The 19,237-nt window shown below is 60.8% G+C and carries 18 protein-coding genes; 16 read left to right on the top strand and 2 right to left on the bottom strand.

Going from position 1 to position 19,237, the window contains the following annotated elements; all coding sequences use genetic code 11:
* The first annotated feature begins 82 nt into the window (after positions 1-82).
* On the top strand, positions 83-2,701 hold the full coding sequence (mgtA, locus tag FHT82_RS05310; RefSeq protein ID WP_183726968.1) for a magnesium-translocating P-type ATPase: 2,619 nt from the start codon (positions 83-85) through the stop codon (positions 2,699-2,701).
* A 32-nt stretch (positions 2,702-2,733) separates the two neighbouring features.
* On the opposite strand, the gene FHT82_RS05305 is transcribed toward mgtA, so the two are convergent.
* Positions 2,734-4,326, bottom strand: a complete 1,593-nt coding sequence (locus tag FHT82_RS05305; protein ID WP_183726966.1) for a bifunctional aminoglycoside phosphotransferase/ATP-binding protein — start codon at positions 4,324-4,326, stop codon at positions 2,734-2,736.
* A 137-nt stretch (positions 4,327-4,463) separates the two neighbouring features.
* On the opposite strand from FHT82_RS05305, the gene FHT82_RS05300 reads away from it, so the two are divergent.
* Positions 4,464-5,309, top strand: coding sequence for a 3'(2'),5'-bisphosphate nucleotidase CysQ (locus FHT82_RS05300; RefSeq protein ID WP_183727324.1), 846 nt, complete (start codon positions 4,464-4,466; stop codon positions 5,307-5,309).
* Positions 5,310-5,318: 9 nt separating this feature from the next.
* On the opposite strand, the gene FHT82_RS05295 is transcribed toward FHT82_RS05300, so the two are convergent.
* Positions 5,319-6,302 carry a zinc-dependent alcohol dehydrogenase family protein gene (locus FHT82_RS05295; RefSeq protein ID WP_183726964.1) on the bottom strand — a complete coding sequence of 328 codons (984 nt, stop codon included), beginning with the start codon at positions 6,300-6,302 and terminating at the stop codon, positions 5,319-5,321.
* Positions 6,303-6,482: 180 nt separating this feature from the next.
* On the opposite strand from FHT82_RS05295, the gene FHT82_RS05290 reads away from it, so the two are divergent.
* The 14 genes from FHT82_RS05290 (at position 6,483) to FHT82_RS05225 (ending at position 19,214) form a co-directional block, all read left to right on the top strand.
* Complete coding sequence (locus tag FHT82_RS05290; RefSeq protein ID WP_183726962.1) at positions 6,483-6,839, top strand: SPW repeat protein; 357 nt, start codon at positions 6,483-6,485, stop codon at positions 6,837-6,839.
* Positions 6,840-6,871: 32 nt separating this feature from the next.
* Entirely contained in the window at positions 6,872-8,131 is a 1,260-nt protein-coding gene (locus FHT82_RS05285; RefSeq protein WP_183726961.1) for an MgtC/SapB family protein, read from the top strand.
* A gap of 391 nt (positions 8,132-8,522) precedes the next feature.
* Positions 8,523-9,848 carry an ABC transporter substrate-binding protein gene (locus tag FHT82_RS05280; RefSeq protein ID WP_183726959.1) on the top strand — a complete coding sequence of 442 codons (1,326 nt, stop codon included), beginning with the start codon at positions 8,523-8,525 and terminating at the stop codon, positions 9,846-9,848.
* Positions 9,849-9,949: 101 nt separating this feature from the next.
* Positions 9,950-10,918, top strand: a complete 969-nt coding sequence (locus FHT82_RS05275; RefSeq protein ID WP_183726957.1) for a sugar ABC transporter permease — start codon at positions 9,950-9,952, stop codon at positions 10,916-10,918.
* Positions 10,915-11,868, top strand: a complete 954-nt coding sequence (locus tag FHT82_RS05270; RefSeq protein ID WP_183726955.1) for a carbohydrate ABC transporter permease — start codon at positions 10,915-10,917, stop codon at positions 11,866-11,868. Before FHT82_RS05275 ends, FHT82_RS05270 begins: the two co-directional genes overlap by 4 nt.
* A complete protein-coding gene (locus tag FHT82_RS05265) occupies positions 11,865-12,080 on the top strand; it encodes a hypothetical protein (protein ID WP_183726953.1) in 216 nt (71 codons plus the stop codon). Before FHT82_RS05270 ends, FHT82_RS05265 begins: the two co-directional genes overlap by 4 nt.
* Positions 12,081-12,083: 3 nt before the next feature.
* The gene (locus FHT82_RS05260; RefSeq protein ID WP_183726951.1) at positions 12,084-13,181 is read left to right on the top strand and encodes an ABC transporter ATP-binding protein; all 1,098 of its coding nucleotides are present in this window, start codon (positions 12,084-12,086) and stop codon (positions 13,179-13,181) included.
* The gene (locus FHT82_RS05255) at positions 13,174-14,181 is read left to right on the top strand and encodes an ABC transporter ATP-binding protein (protein ID WP_183726949.1); all 1,008 of its coding nucleotides are present in this window, start codon (positions 13,174-13,176) and stop codon (positions 14,179-14,181) included. Before FHT82_RS05260 ends, FHT82_RS05255 begins: the two co-directional genes overlap by 8 nt.
* A 38-nt stretch (positions 14,182-14,219) precedes the next feature.
* A complete protein-coding gene (locus FHT82_RS05250) occupies positions 14,220-15,860 on the top strand; it encodes a dihydroxyacetone kinase subunit DhaK (RefSeq protein WP_183726947.1) in 1,641 nt (546 codons plus the stop codon).
* 48 nt (positions 15,861-15,908) lie between these two features.
* On the top strand, positions 15,909-16,499 hold the full coding sequence (gene dhaL, locus FHT82_RS05245) for a dihydroxyacetone kinase subunit DhaL (protein ID WP_183727322.1): 591 nt from the start codon (positions 15,909-15,911) through the stop codon (positions 16,497-16,499).
* Positions 16,496-16,894, top strand: coding sequence for a dihydroxyacetone kinase phosphoryl donor subunit DhaM (dhaM, locus tag FHT82_RS05240; RefSeq protein WP_183726945.1), 399 nt, complete (start codon positions 16,496-16,498; stop codon positions 16,892-16,894). Before dhaL ends, dhaM begins: the two co-directional genes overlap by 4 nt.
* A complete protein-coding gene (locus FHT82_RS05235; protein WP_183726943.1) occupies positions 16,894-17,238 on the top strand; it encodes an HPr family phosphocarrier protein in 345 nt (114 codons plus the stop codon). The genes dhaM and FHT82_RS05235 overlap by 1 nt, the downstream gene beginning before the upstream one ends.
* Complete coding sequence (locus FHT82_RS05230; protein WP_183726941.1) at positions 17,222-18,802, top strand: putative PEP-binding protein; 1,581 nt, start codon at positions 17,222-17,224, stop codon at positions 18,800-18,802. Before FHT82_RS05235 ends, FHT82_RS05230 begins: the two co-directional genes overlap by 17 nt.
* A 1-nt stretch (position 18,803) precedes the next feature.
* The gene (locus FHT82_RS05225; RefSeq protein WP_183726935.1) at positions 18,804-19,214 is read left to right on the top strand and encodes a hypothetical protein; all 411 of its coding nucleotides are present in this window, start codon (positions 18,804-18,806) and stop codon (positions 19,212-19,214) included.
* Positions 19,215-19,237 lie beyond the last annotated feature (23 nt).

Raw genomic sequence — 19,237 nt, 5'->3', positions numbered from 1 at the left:
TCCGTGATCGTAGAATTGACGCGGGTCAATGTCGCAACCTGTGCTGAGGGCAAGCTCTCCCGGCGATCCAGGGAGCGGCGACATGGACAATTCGGCTGATTCCGGCACCACTTATCTCGACAGGAGCACAGGCAATCAGCGGCCCTACTGGGCGCTGCCGCTGCCGGAGCTTCTTCGAGAGCTCAAATCGAAGCCCTCCGGCCTCACATCGGCGGAAGCGAAAGCGCGGCTGCAGGTATATGGAGCGAATACCGTCGATGCCGCCGGCGACGCGGGCGCGTTCCGCACACTGCTCAAGCAATTCGTCAGTCCGCTCGTCCTCATCCTGATCTTTGCCGCTATCGTCGCGGCAAGCGTCGGGGAACTGCATGATGCACTGATCATCGGCTGCATCGTCCTCGCAAGCTGCCTGCTCGGATTCACCCAGGAATACGGGGCAAGCCGTGCCGTCGAATCCCTGCGGAAAAGCATATCGCTGTCGGCGGCCGTGCTGCGTGACGGCACTGAACGGGCAGTTCCGGCCGCAGCGGTCGTGCCGGGCGATGTCATCAGTCTTTCGGCTGGTAGTCTCGTGCCGGCGGATGCGGTGATCCTGTCGTCTCGGGATCTGAATGTCAGCGAGGCAGCACTGACCGGCGAGACCTTTCCGGTCGGCAAGGCTCCCGGCATCTCGCCGCCGGAAGCCCAGATCGGCAACCGCCTCAACTGCATCTTTACCGGCACCTCCGTGCGGAGCGGTACGGCGACCGCCCTCGTCGTCGCCACCGCGGGCCGAACCGAATTCGCGACGATCGCCCACGCGGTGACGCGTCAGCTGCCGGAGACGGAATTCTCCCGCGGGATCCGCCGCTTCGGCTATCTGATGACACAGATCATGCTGGCGATCGTCCTCGTCGTCTTCGTCGCCAATCTCCTGCTGCATCGACCACTGATCGACTCGCTGCTGTTTTCGTTGGCGCTCGCCGTCGGTCTGACGCCGGAGCTGCTGCCGGCGATCATCAGCGTCACGCTGGCGCGGGGGGCCCGGGTGATGGCCAGGCAAGGCGTCATCATCCGCCGCCTGGAGGCGATGGAAAATCTTGGCAGCATGGACCTGCTTTGCACCGACAAGACAGGGACGCTGACGGAAGGCGTCATCCAGCTCAACAGCTGCGTCGACATTGCCGGGGAGGCGTCCGCCCGGGTGCGCCTGCTCGCATCCCTCAATGCAAGCCTGCAGACCGGCCTGAAAAACCCGCTCGACGATGCGATCCTTGCATCGGGCAATGCTCCGGACGAGATGGCGCACTACCGCAAGGTGGACGAAATTCCCTACGACTTTGCCCGCAAGCGACTTTCCGTCGTCACCGGAGGAGAAGACGGGACCGACCTCATCTGCAAGGGTGCCGTCGCCAATGTCCTCGCCGCCTGCACATCGGCCAAGGCGGGCGCGATGACACGGCCGCTTGACGCGCCGTTGCGCGACGCCATCGAGAAACGCTACCGGAACTGGAGCGAGGACGGCATCCGGGTGATCGCCATCGCCACACGCCGGTTCCCGTCGGAAAAAACGGGGTTCGGCAAGGACGACGAGGCCGAGCTTTGCCTGGAGGGTTTCCTGCTGTTCCTCGATCCGCCGAAAGCCGGCGTGAAGGAGGCTCTTGCCGGTCTGAAGCACCGCGGCATCCACATCAAGATCATTTCCGGCGACAATCGTTACGTTGTCCGGCACCTGGCCGAAACCATCGGCCTGAAATCGACCCATCTCCTGACCGGCAGCGAGATCGCCGCTATGAGCACTGACGCGCTTTTTGCCCGGGCGCAGAAGACAAATCTCTTCGTGGAGATCGATCCCAATCAGAAGGAGCGGATCATCAAGGCCCTGCGCCGCGCCCGCCATGTGGTCGGTTATCTCGGCGACGGCATCAATGATGCGCCGGCGCTGCACGAGGCCGATATCGGCATCTCCGTCGACAGCGCCGTCGATGTCGCCCGTGAGGCGGCCGATATCGTGCTCCTGCGCCGTGATCTCGACGTGCTGGCGCGCGGTATCGACGACGGCCGGCGGACCTTCGCCAATACGCTGAAATATATCTCGATCGCCACCAGCGCCAATTTCGGCAACATGATCAGCATGGCGGTCGCCTCGCTTTTCCTGCCCTTCCTGCCGCTGCTCGCCAAGCAGATCCTGCTCAACAATCTTCTGGCCGACGTGCCCTCCATGGCAATTGCCACGGACCGCGTCGAACATGCCGACGTGCTGCGCCCGAAGCGATGGAATATCGCCGCTATCGAGCGCTTCATGCTCTGCTTCGGCCCGATCAGCTCGCTCTTCGATTTCCTGACCTTCGGTTTCCTGATGTTCTACATCGGGGCGACCGTCGATCAGTTTCGCACCGGCTGGTTCGTGGAATCGCTAGTCACGCAACTTGCAACCATGCTGATCGTGCGCACCGCTGCCGCAAGCTGGAAGAGCCGGCCGAGCCGGCTGCTCTTCGGAACGACGATGCTCATCGGCATTGTCGCCATTGCCCTGCCCTATATGCCATTTGCCGGCACTTTCGGGTTCGTACCCCTTCCGCTGCCCCTGCTTGGCAGCCTGCTCGGCATTTCGTTGGCCTTTGCCGTCACCCTCGAAATTGCCAAGCGCCTCTTTTTTCACCGGAGCGACGGCAAACATATCTCACGGCGGGGGCCGCTGCATAGTTCACCAACGACGTGAAGCCGACCCCTGCGGATCCTCATTGCAGCCGGTCAAAGAACAGTATTCGGATGGCTTGGAGAAACCGCGCGGGCTTCGGCATTTGCGGGGGCAGGTTCTGAGCCATTCGTCCCGATGAGATGGATGATCTCATCGACGATCCTTTCCGCAGGCCGAGTGGCATCGAGACGCGGCCATGCAACGGCACCTGTATCATGCGCAAGCTGATGCGCCAGGATATCAACCGTCGCGTCGGAGGGGCCGCCGCTCCGTGCCGCAACGCGCCGCAGCAGCAATGCCGGATCAGCTTCGAGCCAGAAGGCTGAGAAGGGATGGTGACATTCTTCTGCCGCGTCCTCGATCATACGCCGGTTGGCCGGCTTGTCGAAGACCGCATCGGCCACCGCAGAACCGCCTTCCGCAAGGATGAGGCGGGCTCGCCAGGCCATCTCCTCATAGACCTTTGCGGAAATTTCAGGCCGATATGCGGCCTGCGGCAGCCTGGTCTCGGCTGGAACATCATGCATCGCCTTGCGAATGCGGTCGCTTTCGATAATGCGCGCGCCCGGCGCCTGACCAATGCGCGGCGCCAGCGCTTCTGCAAGCGTCGTCTTTCCCGACCCGCTGAGGCCGCCGATGGCCACGAGCCGTCCTGCCACCGGCTGCAGCAAGGAGCGGGCAAGCTGGAAATAGGAGCGCGCCTCGCCGGCCAGCATCGCCGCCCGCTCGCCCGCGTCTTCCGTCTGGGTGGCGGTGACATGCGCCCGCACGGCAGCGCGCACGGCGATGAAGAACGGCAGCGCGGCAAAGCCGTCTTCCTCATCCATCTCGTCGAGATAACGGTTCATCACCAGGTTTGCGAATTCGGGATGCCCGCGATGCCAGAGGTCCATCAACAGGAAGGCGAGGTCATAGAGGATATCGGTCGTTGCGATCTGATCGTTGAACTCGATGCAATCGAACAGGCACGGTTCGCCATCGAGCAGGAAGATATTGCGAAGATGCAGGTCGCCATGACAACGCCGAACCTTGCCCGCCTGTTCACGCTGGTCCAGCAGGCCGGCAAGCTGGGTCAGACGGCGGTCGAAGGCCGCTGTCAGTTCGCCAACCTCGTCGGGTGAAAAAACATGGCTGGTCGCAAAACCGGCCTCGTTGACCTTCAGGACGGCAGCCATATTGGCCGCGCCCGAACCATCATGGATGACCGGGGCGAGACGGTGGAACCGGACGATCGCCTTCGCCAGCGAGGTCACCATCGATGGTGTCAGTCCGCCTGACGTGGCGATGCGGTCGAGCAACAGCGACTGATCGAAACGCCGCATCTCCACCAGCGCGTCGACCAATTGGCCCTGGCCGTCGAGCGCAAGATTGTCACTACCCTCCAGCGTGATCGTCCTGACGCCGAGATAGATGCCGGGCGCGGTCGGCGTATTCAATTCGACTTCCTTGCGGCATGCCGCCAGCCGTATCTCCGGGGAGGAGAAATCGGCATAGGGCAGCTTCACGGCGCGCTTCATCTTGTAGGCCCGCTCTCCTGCCAGGAAGATCCGCGATATATGCGTCTCGATCGTTTCGACGGGCGCTGCATTCCGGGACAACGCGTCCTTCAGAAAGGAAATGGTTGCCGACTGGTCTTCGGTGATCATCTGCAGACCTTTCAATCGCCATATAGCCTTGCCAGCATTGCGATCCTCCCGGGACAACGCATTGACCCGCATCAATGATCGGATCGTCGTCGCAGAATAGGAAAGAATCGACATCGTGCAGCTGGCGGGGAGATATGATGGACCTGTCTTCAAGAAGGCAGCTTGTCGAAACACTGATCCCGATCATTCGGAAGGCGGGCAAGGCAGCGCTCGAGCTGCAGAAGGATGACCTTGCCACCAGAACCAAGGAAGACGGCACGCCCGTTACCACCGCCGATCTTACCAGCCACGCGATCCTTCGCGCAGCATGCCTGGCATCATTCCCGGCAATCCCCGTTATCAGCGAGGAGGATACTCCTACCGCCGGGGCCGGTCAGGATACGAATGCCGCAATCCTCCTGATCGATCCGCTCGACGGCACCAAGGAGTTCATAAAAGGCAGCGACGAATTTGCCGTCAACATTGCTCTGGTTGAAGACGGGCGCGTCAGCGCCGGTCTGATCTACGCGCCTGCTCGCGACCGGCTCTTCTTCTCCTGGGGTGCCGGGCTTGCCTTCGAACAGACAGCCGCAGGCCTTCGACGCAAGCTCCCGTACCCCCTCGCGCCAAGGCTTCAGCCGATTGCCCTCGTCAGCCGTTCCCATTGCGATCCACGGACCGAAGCCCTTCTCGCGGCACTGCAGCCCTGCGACGTGCAAGCAATGGGATCGTCGCTGAAATTCGCGCTGGTGGCTGCCGCCGAGGCCGATTTCTATCTGCGACTCGGTCCGACGATGATCTGGGATTGCGCTGCTGGCCAGGCGATCATCGAGGCGGCGGGCGGCACGGTCCTGCAGGCTGACGGATCGTCGCTCGCCTACCGCTCCAATCGCGCACCAAAAGTGGACGGTTTCATTGGTGCACGCACGCCACAGCTTGCGGCGCGCGTGGTTGCCGCCATGAAGGCGCTCGAAACCGGAACCGGCGTCGCCACATCCCGATAGCGCCGCCACTCAAGGCTTCAGGACGGCCGCCCCGCTCAAACGACCGGCGCGCAAATCGTCGAGCGCCGCATTGGCGTCGGCAAGCGGATAGGTTTTCGTGTGGGTCCGGACACCTGCCTGATAAGCGACGGGGAAAAATTCCTCAGCGTCCCTTCTCGTCAGATTGGCGACCGAAACCACGGCTCGCTCGCCCCATATCAGGGCATAAGGCATTGCCGGCAGGTCGCTCATGTGGATGCCTCCGCAGACGACCCGGCCTCCCTTCCGCACCACCTTCAATGCGGCCGGCACGAGTTCGCCGACGGGCGCAAAGATGATCGCCGCATCGAGCGTGACCGGCGGCGGCTCATCAGAGCTTCCTGCCCAGACGGCGCCGAGTTCGAGCGCGAAGCGTTGCGCTGCCTCGTCGCCCGGACGTGCGAACGCGTAGACCTCGCGGCCCTGCCAGCGGCAGATCTGCGCGATGATGTGCGCGGCCGCGCCGAACCCGTAGAGCCCGATCCTCCTGCCGTCACCGGCCTTCTTCAGCGAACGCCAGCCGATGAGGCCGGCGCAGAGGAGCGGAGCAAGGGCAACGGGATCGGCTGCACTATCGAGCACAAAGGCATAATCGGCATCCGCAACGACATGGGTGGCAAAGCCCCCGTCACGCGTGTAGCCGGTAAACTGCGGCTCATCGCAGAGGTTTTCCTCTCCGCTCCGGCAGAAGGAACAGCAACCGCATGTGTGGCCGAGCCAGGGCACGCCGACCCTTTGACCGATGCGCGACGGCGCGATCCCCTCCCCCACCGCCTCGACGATGCCGACGATCTCATGGCCGGGAATGAGCGGAAGCTTCGGGTTGACGAGATCGCCATCGCAGACATGAAGATCCGTCCTGCACACGGCGCAGGCCTCGACCTTCAGCATCAGTTGCCCCGCTGCCGGCACCGGATCAGGCCGGTCCACCGCACGCAGGGGCACACCGATCGCTTCCAGGATCATTGCCTTCATAAGCTGCTCCTTATCTTGAGGATGTCATGATCCTGAAACCACGGCAAACGGTCATTGACGGTTGTCAAAAACAGGCCATTTGCGCCCATAGAAATTCTTCACCGCGAAGATTTTGATCCGGCGCAATGAGGCAGGCCGCCAGGTGTGATTGGCTTTCGTGAAAAACAGGGAGATCGAGAAATGGACCGTCGTCGCTGGCAAGACCACAGCGCCTTCATCATCGGGGTATGGCTTATCGCCTCCCCTTGGGCACTTGGAAGCTTCAGTCCGGACTCCGTGCCGCTTGGCGTTGACGCCTGGAATGTCCTCGTCTGCGGCATCGCCGTCGCCATCCTCAGCGCTGCAGCATTCGCCTCCTACCGTCTATGGGAGGAGTGGGGTAATCTCCTGATCGGTATCTGGCTTGTTGTTTCGCCATGGATGCTGCAAAACGCCGAAAGGCCGCTCTTCGTCTGGAATGCAGTGATCTGCGGCCTCTTTCTTATGGTTCTCGGCATATCCGTTCTTCGCAACGCGAAGGCGCGAGAAGACCTCTGAAGAAACGTACGGCGGCGATCGGACCCTCAGACATGTCGGCACTGGTAATGATGGAAGCTTTTCAGCGCCTCAGTCTGGCGCTTGCGATCGGAATCCTCGTCGGCATCGAGCGCGGCTGGCAGGAGCGCGAGGCTGCGCCGGGCAAAAGGGTCGCAGGCATCAGAACCTATGGCCTCTCAAGTTTCCTCGGCGGCCTGTGCGGATTCCTCCAGCCTATGACAGGACCGATCCTGCCCGTTGCCATCTTTGCGTTCTTCTGCATCACGATCCTCGTGTTCAGCACCCTGCAGTCCTCCCGCGACGAGGATTACAGCGCAACGGCTGCCATTGCGGCAATCATGGTCTTCGTACTGGGTTTTTCCGCCGTCGTTGCCGACATGACGGTGACCGCGGCAGGTGCCGTTGCGATAACGGCCCTTCTTGCGGCGCGCGAACCGCTGCATGGGTTCCTTCGACGATTGACCTGGCTTGAGCTCAGGGCGGCCTTGATCCTGCTGACGATGACGGTCGTCGTCTTACCAATCCTGCCCGACGCCCCGATCGATCGCTGGCAGACGATCAATCCTTTCGAGCTCTGGATGATGACGATCCTCGTCGGAGCCGTATCCTTCGCCGGTTATGTGCTGATCAGGCTCACCGGCGCACGTGCCGGCATCTTGATGACGGGCGCAAGCGGCGGCATCGTCTCCTCGACAGCCTTGACGCTTTCCTTCGCCCGCCAGTCGTCGAAGACGCCTGGACTATCCCATCTGCTTTCGGCCGGCGCAATGCTGGCGGGGGCGGTCTCCCTCACCCGCACGCTTCTGATCTGCGGCGTCGTTGGGCCAGCCGTTCTGAAGGAGCTTGCACCGTTGGTCGCTCCAGCGGCCGTCGTCTTCGCCATCGCCGGTGGCCTTATCGGATCGTTGCGGCGTAGCGACGATACTCCCGATTTTTCACCGAAAAACCCGCTGGAGATCATGGTCGCGCTGCGTTTTGCCCTTGTTCTGGCCATTGTAATAATCTTGACGCGGGCGACGCTTATCGTCTTTGGAACGCAATCGCTGCTTGCCCTTGCCTTCATCACCGGTCTCGGGGATCTCGACGCAATAACCCTCTCGGTCGCAAAACTGTCATCGGGCCAACTGTCCGCGGATGCGGCTGCTTACGCCATCGCGGTCGCCGCCTTCGCCAATCTTCTTGCGAAAGCAGTGCTTGCAGCAAGCATCGGCAGTTTCGCCTTTGCAGTCCGACTGGCGATCGCAACGATCGTCGCCGCTCTTGCCGGAATGGCTGGCTTTCTTTTGGTATGAGCGCGGACACAGACCTTGCGGCCCGTTTCTCTCTCAACCCGCAATCCCGGCCGCGATCCATCTGCGCGCACACCAGTCGATCTCCCTTCAATTGATTGATCATATGCGGCGCGTTCCCTCCTGCCCATAGCGTCGTTCCGACCTCGAGGCATCATGTCGGCAGCCCGCCGGCGCGGCACGTCAGGGTCCTGAACTGTTCGGCAGGCCGGCAATCTGCATCATCACGAGGTGGATGACCGGACCGCGACGATTGTTACTTGCAATGTTTATAAAAACGTCTATTACTAAACATATTGCTAAACATGAGGGTTGAGGAGTTCATGTAGGCATTTTCTGAAATTGGTGGACTTTCATGTCGGCGGGGAGCCGGCTTTGGTTCTGGGAGGAACGTATGCAAAAGAAATCGAAAGCCCTTCTCGGGCTGGCCTCGGCATTCGTCATGTCGTCGGCGCTGCCCAATCTCGCAAAAGCTGACCAACTGACACTCTGCTGGGCGGCCTGGGACCCGGCCAACGCGCTGGTCGAACTCTCGAAAGATTTCACCGCCAAAACCGGCACCGAAATGAAGTTCGAGTTTGTGCCGTGGACCAGCTATGCCGACCGCTTTCTCAACGAGCTGAACTCTCACGGAAAGCTCTGCGACCTGATCATCGGCGACAGCCAGTGGATCGGCGGCTCGGCGGAAAACGGCCACTACGTCAAGCTCAACGACTTCTTCGACAAGGAAGGCATCAAGATGGATGACTTCGTGCCGGCGACGGTGGTTGGCTATTCGGAATGGCCGAAGAATACGCCGAACTACTGGGCGCTGCCTGCCATGGGCGACGTGGTCGGCTGGACCTATCGCAAAGACTGGTTCGAGCGGCCGGAATTGCAGAAGGAATTCAAGGAAAAGTACGGCCGCGAGCTCACAGCACCCAAGACCTACGACGAACTGAAGCAGATTGCCGAGTTCTTCCAGAAGCGCGAAATTGACGGGAAGACCGTCTACGGTGCTTCGATCTATACCGAGCGCGGTTCCGAAGGCATCACGATGGGGGTAACCAACGTGCTGTATGACTGGGGTTTCCAGTACGACAACCCTGAAAAGCCCTACGAAATGCAGGGGTTCGTCAATTCTCCCGATGCGGTGAAGGGCCTGGAATTCTACAAGTCTCTCTATGATTGCTGCACTCCGCCCGGCAGCTCCAATGTCTACATGGTCGAGTCGGCCGATGCCTTCAAATCCGGCCAGGTCGCGATGCAGATGAATTTCGCCTTCACCTGGCCTGGCCTCTATAAGGATGAGAAAGTGGGTGGCGACAAGATCGGTTTCTTCCCCAACCCTGCTGAAAAGAAACATTTTGCTCAGCTCGGCGGACAGGGCATTTCGGTCGTTTCCTATTCCGACAAGAAGGATGCCGCCCTGCAATACATCAAATGGTTCGCCCAGCCGGAGGTTCAGGCAAAATGGTGGCAGCTCGGCGGTTATTCCTGCCTGAAATCGGTGGTGAACGCTCCTGACTTTGCGTCTAGCCAGCCATATGCCCAGGCATTCCTGGACTCGATGGCGATCGTGAAGGATTTCTGGGCCGAGCCAAGCTACGCGACCCTTCTACAGGACATGCAGAAGCGCGTTCATAACTATGTCGTGGCCGGCAACGGCACCGCGCAGGAGGCGCTTGATGGCCTGGTGAAGGACTGGACCGAAGTCTTTAAGGACGACGGCAAGATCTAGTGTCCGGGTGGATGCGCAAATTTCTTGCCAGAATGGCGGCCCGGATCGCCAAGACTACCGGGCCGCCACATGTCTCACATACGCAAGGACCAGGTGATACCTTGAACATTTCCTCTTCCTCCATGGTCGAGAAAGCTGCAGATGCGACTGCCAGGGCGACACCGACATCGGTTGCCCGCCGCGTCCGCGGACTGTCCGATCGAGCGATCGCCTGGGTGTTTATCGCGCCCACCATTATCCTGCTTCTCGCCATCAACATCTTTCCGCTGATCTGGGCGATCTATCTGTCCTTTACGAATTATCGCGCCAACCGACCGAACGCGCCGGTCCAGAACGTTGGATTGGGCAACTACGAGCGGGTGCTCAGCGACCCAGACATCTGGCAGGCAATGCAGACGACGGCGCATTTTGTCTTCTGGACGATCCTGCTGCAGACGGTCATCGGTTTTGCGCTCGCCTATCTGATTGACCGCAAGTTTCGCGGCCACGCCTTCTGGACGACGCTGATCCTCATTCCGATGATGCTGTCTCCAGCCGTCGTCGGCAACTTCTGGCGCTTCCTTTACGAGCCGCAGATCGGTCTCTTCGCCTATGCCGTTTCCCTGGTCACCGGTATTCCGACAGCCGACATCCAGATGCTCGGCAGCGTATCGCTGGCACCATGGGCGATCATTATCGTCGATACCTGGATGTGGACGCCGTACGTCATGCTGATCTGCCTCGCAGGCCTGCGTTCCATCCCCGATTATATCTATGAGGCAGCCGAGGTGGACCGCGCTTCCGCCTGGCGGCAATTCTGGTCGATCACCGTGCCGATGGCGCTGCCCTTCATCATGCTTGCGGTGCTGTTTCGCGGCATCGAGAATTTCAAGATGTTCGACATGGTGACACTGCTGACAGGCGGTGGCCCGGGCTCGACCACGGAGGTTGCCTCCATCACCTTGAAGCGGGCCGCCTTCGAGAGCTGGGCAACCGGACGGGCGTCGGCGTTTGCCATCGTCCTCTTCGTTGCCGTGTTCGGTCTCGCGAACATCTACGTCAAGGCACTCAACAAGGTGAAGCAGCGATGAGCTCGGTTACCTCAGCCCATTCGGTCGTCGAGCCGAGCCCGACCAGCAAGCGGATCGCCGGCACGATCGTGATCCTCTACGCTCTGATCACGATGATCCCGCTCGTCTGGATTTTCCTGACCAGTATCAAATCTCCGCCGGATTCCATCAGCTATCCTCCGAAGATCGTCTTTGCGCCGACGTTGGAAGGCTACTGCAATCTGCTGACGACGAGAACGCGCCAGACGCCGGAATACATCGCCTCCCTGCCTGCGCCGACCGGCACCTGTGATGAGGTGACTCGCAAACGAAACATGGTCATTGCGGGTCCCTCGAATTTCCTGCCGCGCTTTGCCAATTCTCTGGTCATTGCCTTCGGCTCGACGTTTCTGGCCGTATCGTTGGGAACTTTGGCCGCCTACGGTTTCTCCCGTTTCAGGGTGCCGCTCGCCGACGACCTTCTGTTCTTCATCCTGTCGACGCGCATGATGCCGCCCATCGCGGTCGCCATACCGATCTATCTGATGTACCGCGAGCTTGGCCTCTCCGACACGGCGCTGGGCATGATCCTGCTCTACACGGCAGTCAACGTCTCGCTCGCCGTCTGGCTGCTTAAAGGCTTCATCGACGAGATCCCGCGCGAATACGAAGAGGCTGCGATGATCGACGGCTACACCCGACTGCAGGCCTTCTTGAAAGTCGTCCTGCCGCAGGCAACCACCGGCATCGCCGCCACTGCTATCTTCTGCCTGATCTTTGCCTGGAACGAATATGCCTTTGTGGCATTGCTGACCTCGGGCGAAGCCCAGACGGCACCGCCATTCATTCCGACCATCATCGGCGAAGGCGGCCAGGACTGGCCCGCCGTTGCTGCGGGAACGACGATCTTCCTGATCCCGATCCTCGTCTTTACCATCCTGCTGCGCAAGCAGCTCCTGCGCGGCATCACTTTCGGAGCGGTTCGCAAATGACCCATCTCATCGAGACCCCGCGCCCATCCTCCCGCCCGAAGCGCCCCTTCTTTTTACGCCGAGGGCCTATGGAGAACATCGCGACCGCCCTGATTGCCGTTGGTTTCCTCATGCTCTTCCAGCCGTTTTTTCTCGTGCTCTATACTTATTCGCTGGTAACGCTGCTCGCAGGCACTGCCATATTCATCATCGTCTCGAAGTTTCCGGAGTGAACCATGGCGGACATCAGGATAGAACATCTTCGCAAGCAATTCGGCAGCTTCGTGGCGGTGCAGGATTCGAGTTTCGTCATTCATGACGGCGAATTCCTGGCACTGCTCGGCCCCTCTGGCTGCGGTAAGACGACGACGCTTCGGATGATCGCAGGCCTGGAATTGCCGACCAGCGGCAAGATCTACCTCGATGGGGAGGACGTCACCTTCAATCGCGCCAGTGCCCGCGACATTGCCTTCGTCTTCCAGCTTTTTGCGCTCTATCCCCATATGAATGTGCGCAGGAATATCGGCTTCCCACTCCTGTCACAAGGCATGCCGAAGGCTGAGATCCGTCAGCGCGTCGAGGAGACTGCGCGGCTACTGCAGATCGATCATATCTTGAACCGGTCCGTCTCCGGGCTTGCAGGCGGCGACCGCCAGCGCGTGGCTCTCGGCCGCGCGATCGTGCGTCGTCCGAAGTGTTTCCTGATGGATGAACCGCTTGGTACGCTGGACGCCGAATTCCGCGAGGTGATGGTCCATGAGCTGCGCGAACTGCATAATCGCATCCACGCGACGACGGTTTACGTGACCCATGATCAGCATGAGGCGATGGCGATGGCCGACAAGATCGCGGTCATGAACCATGGCGTTATCGAACAATTCGGCACGCCGCAGGAAATCTACACCAAGCCGGCCACCATGTATGTCGCGGATTTCATCGGCTCGCCGCCAATGAATTTCATGCGCTTCACGTCGGGCCTCCAATCGGGAGCGCAGTCGATATCGCTCAACGGTGTCGACGTCAGCGTTCCCGAGGTGCACCAGGATATGGCCGAGTCGGAGCTTGCGCTCGGCGTCAGGCCCGAACATATCCGCCTCAGCGACGCGTCACCGTTGCGCGGAGCCGTCTATGGCAGCGAATATCTCGGAACCAATCAGGTCGTGGCAATCGAGACATCGAGCGGCGTGATCAAGGCACGCGTTCCGGCAAACCGCGATTTCCGTATTGGCGAGACTGTTGGCCTTGAATTCAATCCGGGCAAGCTCGCGCTGTTCGACTGCAAGTCGGGCCGCGCTATTGCCTCGGCACTCTATTCGGAGGCTCGACATGGCTGACGTCGTTCTCAAGGGGCTCGACAAGCGTTTCGGCGACACTCAGGCTCTGGCCGATCTCAACCTCTCCATCCGTGACGGTGAATTCGTCGTTCTGCTCGGCCCGACGGGTGCTGGCAAGACGACCACGTTGCGCCTTATCGCAGGGCTGGAACAGCCCGACGGTGGGCGCATCGAAATCGGCGGCCGCAATGTCGCAGGCGAAGCTCCCGCTGAACGGGATGTCGCCTTCGTCTTTCAACAATATTCGCTGTATCCGCATATGACGGTTTACGACAACCTTGCCTTTCCGCTGCGAGCCCCGGCGCGCCGGCTTGCGAGCGAAGAAATCGACCGCCGTGTCCGGGAAATTGCGCGCATGGTCCGGATCGATCACAAGCTGGAGAACCGTTCGACGCGTCTGTCGGGCGGCGAAATGCAGCGCGTTGCGATCGGCAGGGCGCTGGTGCGCAGGCCTGCCATTTATCTGATGGACGAACCACTCTCATCGCTTGATGCGAAACTCCGCGCAGAACTGCGCCTGGAACTGAAGCGCATCCAGACAGAACTCGGCTCGACCCTGCTCTATGTAACCCACGACCAGGTCGAGGCGATGACCATGGCGGATCGGATCGGCATTGTCTCGGAAGGACGGCTGTTGCAAGTCGGAACGCCGCGCGAGATCTATGGCAATCCGGCCAGCCTTCATGTCGCCGCGCGCCTTGGCCAGCCACACATCAATTTGCTGCCCGCCGATCTTCTTCCCGGTGCCAATCCGCCGCCGGGAACGAAGACGATCGGCGCGCGAACCGAGCACCTTGATATTGTCGTCGATCAGAACGCCAGTGCGAAGATCGACTGGATCGAACATCTGGGGGACCAGAACCACCTTCACATCAAGGTGCGCGACTACAAGCTGGTTACGCTTGCCGATCCATATCTCGCGATCCGGCCGGGTGATCGAATAAGCTTGACACTGCGCGATCCACTCTATTTCGACGCAAGCGGCCAGCGCCTTGGATAAGCAGCAAACGAAACGGCATAAAAGACGGGTCTGTCTCCATGAAACACTTCTTCAACCGCCGGGAAACCATTGTTACCGAAGCCTTGGACGGCCTGCTCCAAACGAGCAGCGCCGGTCGGCTAGCCCGTCTCGACGCGTTTCCGGAGATCAAGGTGATCCTGCGGGCCGATTGGGACAAGTCGAGGGTGGCAATCATCTCGGGCGGAGGGGCGGGGCACGAGCCCTCACATGCGGGCTTCGTCGGTAGGGGCATGCTGACTGCGGCCGTATCCGGCGAAATCTTTGCCTCGCCGAGCGTCGATGCGGTGCTGATGGCGATCCGCGCCGTAACCGGCCCCAAGGGCGTCCTGCTAATCGTCAAGAACTATACGGGAGATCGCCTTAATTTTGGTCTCGCCGCCGAAAAGGCACGTGCCGAAGGTTTCGACGTCGAGATGGTCATCGTTGCCGACGATATCGCGATCCCCGGCATCATCCAGCCCCGCGGCGTTGCCGGTACGCTGTTTGTGCACAAGATCGCCGGCTATCACGCCGAGGCCGGCGCCGGGCTCAAGACGGTGGCGGAACTAGCGAGCGCCGCAGCGGGCAGCATCGTCTCGCTCGGCATGTCGCTCTCAACGTGCAGCGTGCCTGGCCAAACGCATGAGGATCGACTGGGCGCCAATGAAGGCGAACTCGGTCTCGGTATTCACGGCGAGCCCGGGGTCGAGCGTATTTCCCTACAGCCGATTGCCGATTTGGTCGCAACCATGACCGAGCGACTGGCGGCGAAACTCGAGGGGGCGGCAGATCATGCGCTGCTGATCAACAATCTCGGCGCCGTGCCCCCGCTCGAAATGGGCGTCATCGCCAATGCTGTGCTGTCGTCTCAGATCGCCAACCGTGTCCGGCTGATCATCGGGCCGGCACCGATGATGACCGCTCTCAACATGAACGGCTTTTCCCTGTCGCTCATTCGACTGGACGCCGACCGTGAAGCCGCCCTTAGGGCCGCCGTCGAACCCCATGCTTGGCCGCCCGCGACCGAACGGCACGAGATCGCTATCCTTCCTGTGCCTCAACGGGCGTCGCGACAGAGCGAAGCGGCACCCGCCAGCGACAACAGGAACAATCGTCGCCTCCTGACTGCGCTTTGCGAGCATCTGATTTCCCTCGAGAGCGAGCTTAACCGCTTGGATGGCCGGGTTGGTGATGGCGATACCGGCTCCACCGTTGCGACCGGAGCCCGCAGCATTCTTGCCCGCATCGATACACTTCCGCTGAAAGATCCTGCCGCGACAATGGGCTCCATCGGTGAAATCCTGGGTACGAGCATGGGCGGCTCCAGCGGTGTCCTTCTCTCTATCTTCTTCACGGCCGCATCCAAGTCCATGGCCGAAAAGGGCGATTTTGCCGCTGCCCTGCTTGCCGGTCTTGATCGGATGACGTTCTATGGAGGCGCTGTTGTGGGCGACCGCACAATGGTCGACGCACTGGCTCCCGCGCTTGCCGCCCTTTCATCGGGGGGTGTTGCAGCCGCGGCAAGAGCGGCGACCGCAGGGGCTCAGTCGACAAGGGCGATGCGACAAGCAAAGGCCGGTCGTGCCTCCTACGTTGGCGAAAAGGATCTTGAAGGCGTGCCCGATCCCGGTGCTGTCGCCGTGGCAGGCGTTTTCGAAGTGGCGGCAGCGCTCGTATGAGCTCTGAACGCGGGAGGGTTTCGGGTGCAGGCAGAACCGGTACTTCTCATGGGATTGATCGAAGCTTGCCGTGCGACGATCGCGGCAAACAGCGAGCACCTGTGCGCGCTTGATCGCGCCATCGGTGATGGCGATCATGGAACGAACATGCGACGTGGCTGCGAAGCGGTGAGCGCAGAGGAGGCCTCGGTTTCAGCCGCTCCCTTGCCTGACGCGCTTGAGAAAATTGGCCTTACGCTCGTGATGAACATCGGCGGAGCGGCAGGTCCGCTTTACGGGACGCTGCTTATGGAGATGGGCCGCGAGCTCCGTGCCCAGGACGAGGAGAAGGATTTTCCGTCGGCACTAAAACAGGCGATCAACGCCGTCGCCCGTCGTGGCCGATCACATGCCGGGGACAAGACGCTTCTCGATGTTCTCTATCCCGTTCAGAACGCGCTCGCACATCGATTGCCTTTGACGGACATCGCACGCCAGGCCGAACTTTCTGCCGAGCTGACTGCTGCGATGAGGGCGATGCGCGGGCGTGCCTCCTATCTCGGAGACAGGTCGATCGGCCATGTCGATCCGGGCGCCTCAAGTTGTGCGCTGCTGACAACTGCGATCTGCCGCTACCTCGAGGAGTACCGACCGGTATGAATGGGAACAGGCCTAACGTTGGGATTGTGATTGTTTCCCACTCGCCTCTGGTTGCACGCGGCACCGCCGACATGGTGCGGCAGATGGTCGGCGACAGTGTGCCGCTTGCCTGGTCGGGCGGCAACAGTCATGGCGAACTTGGGACGGATGCCCGCGGCATTCTCAAAGCCATCGAGGAGGCCTGGTCGGACGCAGGCGTTGCCGTCTTCGTCGATCTTGGGGGAGCTGAAACCAACAGTGAAATGGCGGTTGAGATGCTCGGGCTGCCGCGGTCGAAACAGGTATCGATCTGCAATGCACCCGTCGTGGAGGGAGCCGTTATCGCGGCGGCCGAGGCCTCCGGCGGCGCATCGCTGACCAAGGTCATTGCAACGGCAGAGGAGCTATCACCCTGATGAGCGGCGGATTGCGCATGGGGAGCCGTGAGGGCGAGCAGATGCATGACAGCTGCCAGACGGAAGTCGAGGTCAAGCATGCTGTTGGACTGCATGCTCGGCCCTCGGTTACATTCACGCGGCTTGCAAAGTCGTTTCCCTGCTCGATCGAAGTTGCGATCGACGGCAGCGATGCCTGGCTGAATGGCAAGAGCATCATCAAGATCATGGGTGCCAGGATCCGCAAGGGATCGTTGCTCAAGATTCGCGCCGAGGGGATTCTCGCCGAGGAAGCGATTCGCTCATTGAAGGGTCTCGTCGAACGTAACTTCGATGAGGAAAAGAAGCATGGCCGCACCGCCTAGACTGAAAGCCACGAGTGCATCGCCAGGCGTTGCGACTGGACCGGCCTATGTCGCAAAGCCGATGGCCGCTGCCGCATCGCCGCCATCAAGCCTTTCCGGCCATACCGAACTCGGCGATGCCATCGAGAAGGCTATCCGCGAACTACGCGACCTTGCGGCCGGGAAAGACCCTGAGAGTGGTGAAATCATCGAGTTCCAGATCGAAGTGCTTCAAGACCCGACGTTGATGGAGATGGCCGGGGCGCGGATCGACGCGGGCGAAAATATAGTGTTTGCGTGGGTCGGGACACTCGACGGCTATATTCGCGAACTGGAATGCGCAGAGGAAGACCAATTGCAGGCACGTGCCGTCGACATTCTCGATGTCAAGAATCGTGTGCTGTCGATCCTAACCGGGGCGCCGATCGACGACTTTCCGGCCGGCTCCATCTATGTTGGAAAAGACATGGAGCCCAGTCGATTCCTCGCCCATGACTGGTCGGCTGGTGGGGGTATCGCTCTTTATGCGGGCAGCGCAGTCGGCCATGTGGCACTGCTTGCCAGGTCTCGTTCGGTCCCGATGGTCATTGGCGCCGGTCGCTTCGCGACGGAGAAGGGACAACAGATCGGGGTTGATGGCGATTCTGGTATCGTCATGCTTAAGGTAGCCAAGCAGAGCGCGACGGCGGCTCCGCTCGACCATCGCCTGACAAGCATGGCATCGGCAGCCGACAACGGCATATTGCAGACGGCAGACGGTTGCCAGGTCCTGCTGACCATCAATGTCAATGCTCCTGAGGAGATCGATCCGATCGACGTCGCGACAACCGCGGGCATCGGGTTGATGCGCTCGGAATTTGCCCTGACGTCGCTTGTGGATGCCGCGAACGAAGATAAGCAGTTTGCAATTTATCGCCGTCTGCTGGATTGGGCAGATGGCCGGTCAACGACAATTCGCATGCTGGATATAGGCGGCGACAAGCCGCTCGCCGGACTGACCGAAGTACCCTCGCTACGCGGTATCCGTCTTCTGCTTGCCCGGCCGGAGATCGCGCGTGTTCAAGCCCGCGCGCTCTTGCGCGCGGCAGTCTTCGGTAATCTTCGCGTCATGCTGCCGATGGTGATGTTTCCGTCCGACGTCGACGAGATCAGGCAGATCTATCGCGAAGAATCCGATGCGCTCGCCCGACGGAGCGTGCCGCATCGCATGCCTCCCGTCGGCATCATGGTAGAGGTCCCGGCCGCCGCTCTCATGCTGGACGAGTTCGGGAGCGCCGACTTCTTTTCGTTTGGGACGAACGACCTCGCGCAATATCTCGTCGCATCGCCGCGCGAGGATGCCGAGTTCGCGCTTTATCAGGCCAAGGCAGTGCCGGCCGTACTGCGCCTGCTGACCCAGGCCATGAGACTCGCCGGAAGCAAACCGGTCAGCATCTGCGGCGACATGGCAGGGGATCCCTCTCTGACCGGGGATCTGCTTGCCGCAGGCATACGGCATTTTTCCGTGGCACCCGCTCAACTTCCCGCGATAAGATCGGCAATCGTCGGCCTGAAGGCAGATGGGACAAAGGCAGCCGGAGAATAGGATGGCGCGCGAAGACACGGAAGACGCCATTATCGCCTACAAGTCCATTCTGGCGCAAATCATCGACAACAGGCCTTCTGGAACACGCCAGCGGCTCGCGACGGAACTTGGCAAGCATCGCAGTTTCGTCACGCAAATTACAAGCCCGACCTACGCGACACCTCTTCCTGCGCGCCATCTCGCCACGATCTTCCGGGTGTGCCATTTCAGTGCTGCTGAACAGGAGCGCTTTCTGGATGCTTATCAAGCTGCACATCCGGGCAAGCTGCCTGAACTTGGCGCCTCGGAAAAACTGCGGCATCTTTCGCTGATGGTGCCCGATTTCGGCGACGAGAGACGCAACCGGCTGCTGGAGGAAGCGATTGGCGATCTGGTGCAGAAGATTGCCGCAATTTCCGGGCTGTCGGATTAAGCAAGCCCTTGTGGCGGACGCAA

The organism is Rhizobium sp. BK275, assembly GCF_014193555.1.
GTDB lineage: Bacteria > Pseudomonadota > Alphaproteobacteria > Rhizobiales > Rhizobiaceae > Rhizobium.
This window is presented reverse-complemented; position numbering and strand designations above follow the sequence as displayed.

Coding starts and splice junctions, on each gene's coding strand:
- mgtA (WP_183726968.1), top strand. CDS start 83: ATGGACAATTCGGCTGATTCCGGCACCACTTATCTCGACAGGAGCACA.
- FHT82_RS05305 (WP_183726966.1), bottom strand. CDS start 4,326: ATGATCACCGAAGACCAGTCGGCAACCATTTCCTTTCTGAAGGACGCG.
- FHT82_RS05300 (WP_183727324.1), top strand. CDS start 4,464: ATGGACCTGTCTTCAAGAAGGCAGCTTGTCGAAACACTGATCCCGATC.
- FHT82_RS05295 (WP_183726964.1), bottom strand. CDS start 6,302: ATGAAGGCAATGATCCTGGAAGCGATCGGTGTGCCCCTGCGTGCGGTG.
- FHT82_RS05290 (WP_183726962.1), top strand. CDS start 6,483: ATGGACCGTCGTCGCTGGCAAGACCACAGCGCCTTCATCATCGGGGTA.
- FHT82_RS05285 (WP_183726961.1), top strand. CDS start 6,872: ATGTCGGCACTGGTAATGATGGAAGCTTTTCAGCGCCTCAGTCTGGCG.
- FHT82_RS05280 (WP_183726959.1), top strand. CDS start 8,523: ATGCAAAAGAAATCGAAAGCCCTTCTCGGGCTGGCCTCGGCATTCGTC.
- FHT82_RS05270 (WP_183726955.1), top strand. CDS start 10,915: ATGAGCTCGGTTACCTCAGCCCATTCGGTCGTCGAGCCGAGCCCGACC.
- FHT82_RS05265 (WP_183726953.1), top strand. CDS start 11,865: ATGACCCATCTCATCGAGACCCCGCGCCCATCCTCCCGCCCGAAGCGC.
- FHT82_RS05260 (WP_183726951.1), top strand. CDS start 12,084: ATGGCGGACATCAGGATAGAACATCTTCGCAAGCAATTCGGCAGCTTC.
- FHT82_RS05255 (WP_183726949.1), top strand. CDS start 13,174: ATGGCTGACGTCGTTCTCAAGGGGCTCGACAAGCGTTTCGGCGACACT.
- FHT82_RS05250 (WP_183726947.1), top strand. CDS start 14,220: ATGAAACACTTCTTCAACCGCCGGGAAACCATTGTTACCGAAGCCTTG.
- dhaL (WP_183727322.1), top strand. CDS start 15,909: ATGGGATTGATCGAAGCTTGCCGTGCGACGATCGCGGCAAACAGCGAG.
- dhaM (WP_183726945.1), top strand. CDS start 16,496: ATGAATGGGAACAGGCCTAACGTTGGGATTGTGATTGTTTCCCACTCG.
- FHT82_RS05235 (WP_183726943.1), top strand. CDS start 16,894: ATGAGCGGCGGATTGCGCATGGGGAGCCGTGAGGGCGAGCAGATGCAT.
- FHT82_RS05230 (WP_183726941.1), top strand. CDS start 17,222: ATGGCCGCACCGCCTAGACTGAAAGCCACGAGTGCATCGCCAGGCGTT.
- FHT82_RS05225 (WP_183726935.1), top strand. CDS start 18,804: ATGGCGCGCGAAGACACGGAAGACGCCATTATCGCCTACAAGTCCATT.